Annotated in this window: 5 protein-coding genes and 1 tRNA gene; 3 read left to right on the top strand and 3 right to left on the bottom strand. The window is 31.6% G+C overall.

Annotated elements, in window-relative coordinates:
- Positions 1-167: 167 nt before the first annotated feature.
- A tRNA-Ile gene (locus tag ACH2BG_RS04400) sits at positions 168-241 on the bottom strand.
- Positions 242-286: 45 nt separating this feature from the next.
- On the bottom strand, positions 287-691 hold the full coding sequence (gene mce / locus ACH2BG_RS04395) for a methylmalonyl-CoA epimerase (protein WP_395046506.1): 405 nt from the start codon (positions 689-691) through the stop codon (positions 287-289).
- 200 nt (positions 692-891) lie between these two features.
- On the opposite strand from mce, the gene rbfA reads away from it, so the two are divergent.
- The 3 genes from rbfA (at position 892) to ACH2BG_RS04380 (ending at position 3709) form a co-directional block, all read left to right on the top strand.
- Positions 892-1284 (top strand): 30S ribosome-binding factor RbfA, encoded by a 393-nt coding sequence (gene rbfA, locus ACH2BG_RS04390; RefSeq protein WP_011962413.1) that lies wholly within the window; start codon positions 892-894, stop codon positions 1282-1284.
- Position 1285: 1 nt separating this feature from the next.
- Entirely contained in the window at positions 1286-2485 is a 1200-nt protein-coding gene (locus tag ACH2BG_RS04385; protein ID WP_395046504.1) for an ABC transporter permease, read from the top strand.
- Between the two features lie 204 nt (positions 2486-2689).
- On the top strand, positions 2690-3709 hold the full coding sequence (locus ACH2BG_RS04380; protein WP_395046503.1) for a type I restriction enzyme HsdR N-terminal domain-containing protein: 1020 nt from the start codon (positions 2690-2692) through the stop codon (positions 3707-3709).
- A gap of 4 nt (positions 3710-3713) precedes the next feature.
- Here the strand turns inward: ACH2BG_RS04380 and ACH2BG_RS04375 are convergent.
- Positions 3714-4055, bottom strand: a 342-nt coding sequence (locus tag ACH2BG_RS04375; RefSeq protein WP_395046502.1) for a tRNA-dihydrouridine synthase, incomplete at its 5' end; no start/stop codon positions are given.

Here is a 4055-nt window from a genome sequence, read left to right as displayed (position 1 = left end):
TTTTTAACAAAATATTTTTAGAGTTTATTTAAAAAAATATTTTTAATCTAAAATTATTTTCAGCACAATAATAGTGGAAATATTTGATTCAACCAATTAATTTACAATAAAATATCAAAAAATAAAAAAAACCTTCCAATTTCTTGAAAGGCTTTGCAAAACTAAAGTGGTCCCACTTGGAATCGAACCAAGCACCTACTGATTATGAGTCAGTTGCTCTAACCGAATGAGCTATAGGACCTGTTTTGAGAGTGCAATATTACTACATTTTTTGGGATTCTCAAAATTAATCTTTAATTTCTTGACACAATTCTATTAAAACTCCGTTTGTAGATTTTGGATGCAAAAAAGCGACCAGCTTATTATCGGCACCTTTTTTAGGGATTTCATTTAGGACAACAAAGCCTTCTAATTGTAAACGAGCTATTTCCGAAACGATATCTTCGACATCAAAAGCGATATGATGAATTCCTTCTCCTTTTTTTTCTAAGAATTTTGCAATGGGACTTTCTGGATTTGTAGCTTCTAATAATTCGATTTTATTTGGACCATTCATAAAAAATGAGGTTTTTACGCCTTCGCTCGCTACTTCTTCTTGCTTATATGATGGCGCACCGAATAATTTTTCGAAAATCAGGTTGGAAACTTCTAGATTTTTTACTGCAATTCCTATGTGCTCTATTTTTCTCATTATTGTTTTATTTGTTACAAAGTTCGCAAAAATACAATTCATTTCCTAAATAGCCCCGATAGAAGCCGATAGCTCTCGTTTCGTTTTTTTTACGAGACGAGACTAAAGACGATAGCGGGAATGTAATTTCCTGAAAATACCCAAGCAATTCGCTTCTAATTTTAAGAATGTATTTGACTAAAATATCGTATTTTTGCAGTATGGAAACAAATAGACAGAAAAAAATAGGCGGAGTTATTCAGAAGGATTTGGTAGATATTTTACAAGGTGAGATTCGCAAAAATGGGATTTCGAACCTTGTTATCTCGGTTTCTAAAGTGAGTGTTACGACCGATTTGGGTGTGGCGAGAGTTTACTTGAGCGTTTTTCCGCAAGAAAAAGCACCTGAAATTTTAGAATCTATAAAGTCTAATATGTATCTGATTAAGCATGATTTGTCACAACGTGTACGTTTACAGTTACGCAAAGTTCCAAATTTGGCTTTTTATATTGATGATAGTTTAGATTATATCGAAAAAATAGACAATGCGCTTGCCGGAAAAGAAAATCCTATCGAAAATCGTGATTTGTTAGAAAAAAGAAAGAAAATATAATTTGAATTTCCCTTTTTATATAGCCAAACGTTACGTTTTTAGCCGAAGCAGCAATAATGCGATTAACATTATTTCTAAAATTGCCTTGGGCGGAATTGTAATTGGCGCTATGGTGCTTTTTGTCTTTATGTCAATCTTTAGCGGACTAAAAGAATTTAGCTTATCGTTTAGCAATGATTTTGATCCGGATTTGAAAATTATTCCAAAATACGGAAAATCATTTCTTATTTCGGAAGACCAGAAACAAAAGATTAAATCGAATAAAGACATTGCTTTTTACAGCAAAACTATCGAAGAAAAAGTATTGTTTTTGTACAAAAGCAAAGAACAAGTTGCTTACATAAAAGGTGTCGACGGTCAGTATAACCTCGTAAACAATGTAAATAAAGCAATGTACCAAGGGCAATGGATTGCACCAAAAACACCACAGGTTGTTATAGGAAGTATGATTGCTCAGAAATTATCTTTGGGTTTGTTCGATTTAGATAATGCCTTCGAAATTTTTGTGCCAAAACCTGGAAAAGGCGCCATTTCTAGTCCCGAAAATGCTTTCAATAAATCGAATTTAGTTCCTATTGGAATTTATGCGATAAATGACGAACTGGATTCTAAATACGTATTTGCCGATTTAGAACTTACGCAAGAACTACTAGAATATAAACCCAATCAGATTTCTGGACTCGAGATAAAACTATCTCCAAATGCAAAAAGCGAAACTGTTGTTACTGATTTGAATACTATTTTTAGCAATCAAGTAATTATTAAAAACAGAGCGCAGCTAAACGACAGTTTGTACAAGATGCTAAATACCGAAAACACTGTTCTTTACCTCATTTGCACTTTGGTCATTATTCTTATCTTATTTACGCTGGCAGGCGCTATTATCATGATGATTCTTGACAAAAAAGACAATCTGAAAACCTTATATAATGTAGGAACTCCTATTCCCGATTTGCGAAAAATATTCTTGCTACAAGGCACTTTACTAACTGTTTTTGGCGGACTTATAGGCTTATTTTTAGGAATCATAATAGTGCTCATTCAGCAATATTTTAAGGTCGTTATGATTACCGAATCTTTAGCTTATCCAGTAATTTTTAATCTTCAAAACGTAGCAATTGTTCTGGCAACCATTATAACATTAGGCGTTATGGCTTCTTTTATTGCCGGAAGTCGTGTGAGTAAAAAATTGTTGGAATAATATTTTGGCGTTACCTCGATAAAAAATCTCGGTCGGGCTTTCGCCTTTATCTTTTTTCGTTCCTCAAAAAGGATATCGTCTCAATCCCTAACGCAAGCTGACAATCTTCAATTAAACATTTCGTAAGAATTCCTCTGTCAAAATAATATAATAAAATCATACATTTATTTTATTATATTTGGTTTACAAACAAACACAATCATAATGACACCAGTAATTCCTAAACAAGCAGTAAATCAGTTAAAAAAATTATTAGATAATTTCAAAATAAATGAAGCTATAGAGCTTTGTTCAAATGAGGCGCAAACAAGAAAGTTTCTTATTGAGCCTTTTTTCTTTATGCTAAATTATGAATCAAATAATTTAATTCCAGAGTACAATGCTGATTTTGGAGATAGAATTAGTCAAAAAATAGATTATGCAATTTTGTTAAATAAAAAAGACACAATTCTTGTTGAAGCAAAAAAATATAATTCTAAACTAACCGATAAAGAAGCTGGTCAACTTAACGGGTATTTTAATAATACAAAGAATTCAAAAATTGCAATTTTAACCAACGGTATAGAGTACAGATTTTATTCAGATGTTGTTGAACCAAATATAATTGACAGTAAACCATTTTTTACTTTTAATATAACGGCTTATACAGAAACTGATTTGGAAACACTTATCACTTTCGACAAACGATATGTCAACATATTACAAATAGTTAAATCAGCACAAGAAATCGTGTTTGTTGAAAGTTTTGAAACGGCTTTTTTTAAAGAATTAATTGCACCATCAAAAGACCTGTTGAAAAGTATTCACAAAAACATGACTTTCAACACAAAGTTTAATGAAGAAACACAAGGTAAAATGATTAACCTTATCAATTCTTCATTTTTAAAATGTATGTATGATAAAAAGGTTTTACTTGAATCAATGTCAAACTCACAAGGTGTTATTACTACTGAAGCCGAAGTTCAAGCTTATCATACAATAAGAACATTGTTAATTCAGAATAAAAAGATACCAAATGATAGAATAACTTATAGAGATTTCAAGAGCTTCTTTAATATAAGTGTAGACGATTCAACAAAAAAAGTAATATGTAAACTTGTCTTTAGTGATTCTAAAATGAAAGTAATCATTGATAATAATGAATACCTATTGGAACATATTGATGATTTACTTAAATATAAAAATGAATTGACTAATAGAACAATATTATTACTTGAATCATAAAAATCTACACAAACTGATAACCCGCATAAACCTCTTCAACTTCACTAAGGACTTTAAATAATTCCTCAGGATCATCAAGTGTTACCAATCTTTGTTTGTATTCTTTAAACGAGTGAATCCCTTTAAAATAATTAGTGTAATGACGACGCATCTCTACAATTCCTACGCGTTCGCCTTTCCAGTCCATAGACCAAGTAAGGTGGTTTCTGGCAGCTTCTACCCTATCGATAACTGTTGGTGCTGGCAAATGTTCTCCTGTGGCAAAATAATGCTTTATTTCGTTAAAAATCCAAGGATAACCTATCGCAGCACGACCTATCATCATACCATCGAGACCAAATTTATT

The sequence above is a fragment of the Flavobacterium sp. genome (genome assembly GCF_043779715.1).
Classification (GTDB): domain Bacteria; phylum Bacteroidota; class Bacteroidia; order Flavobacteriales; family Flavobacteriaceae; genus Flavobacterium.
The sequence above is the reverse complement of the archived record's forward strand: the minus strand, read 5'-3'. Positions and strand labels throughout refer to the sequence as shown.

Bases quoted from the DNA above. Each gene is read 5' to 3' on its own strand.
- mce (WP_395046506.1), bottom strand. From the start codon at position 691: ATGAGAAAAATAGAGCACATAGGAATTGCAGTAAAAAATCTAGAAGTT.
- ACH2BG_RS04380 (WP_395046503.1), top strand. From the start codon at position 2,690: ATGACACCAGTAATTCCTAAACAAGCAGTAAATCAGTTAAAAAAATTA.
- rbfA (WP_011962413.1), top strand. From the start codon at position 892: ATGGAAACAAATAGACAGAAAAAAATAGGCGGAGTTATTCAGAAGGAT.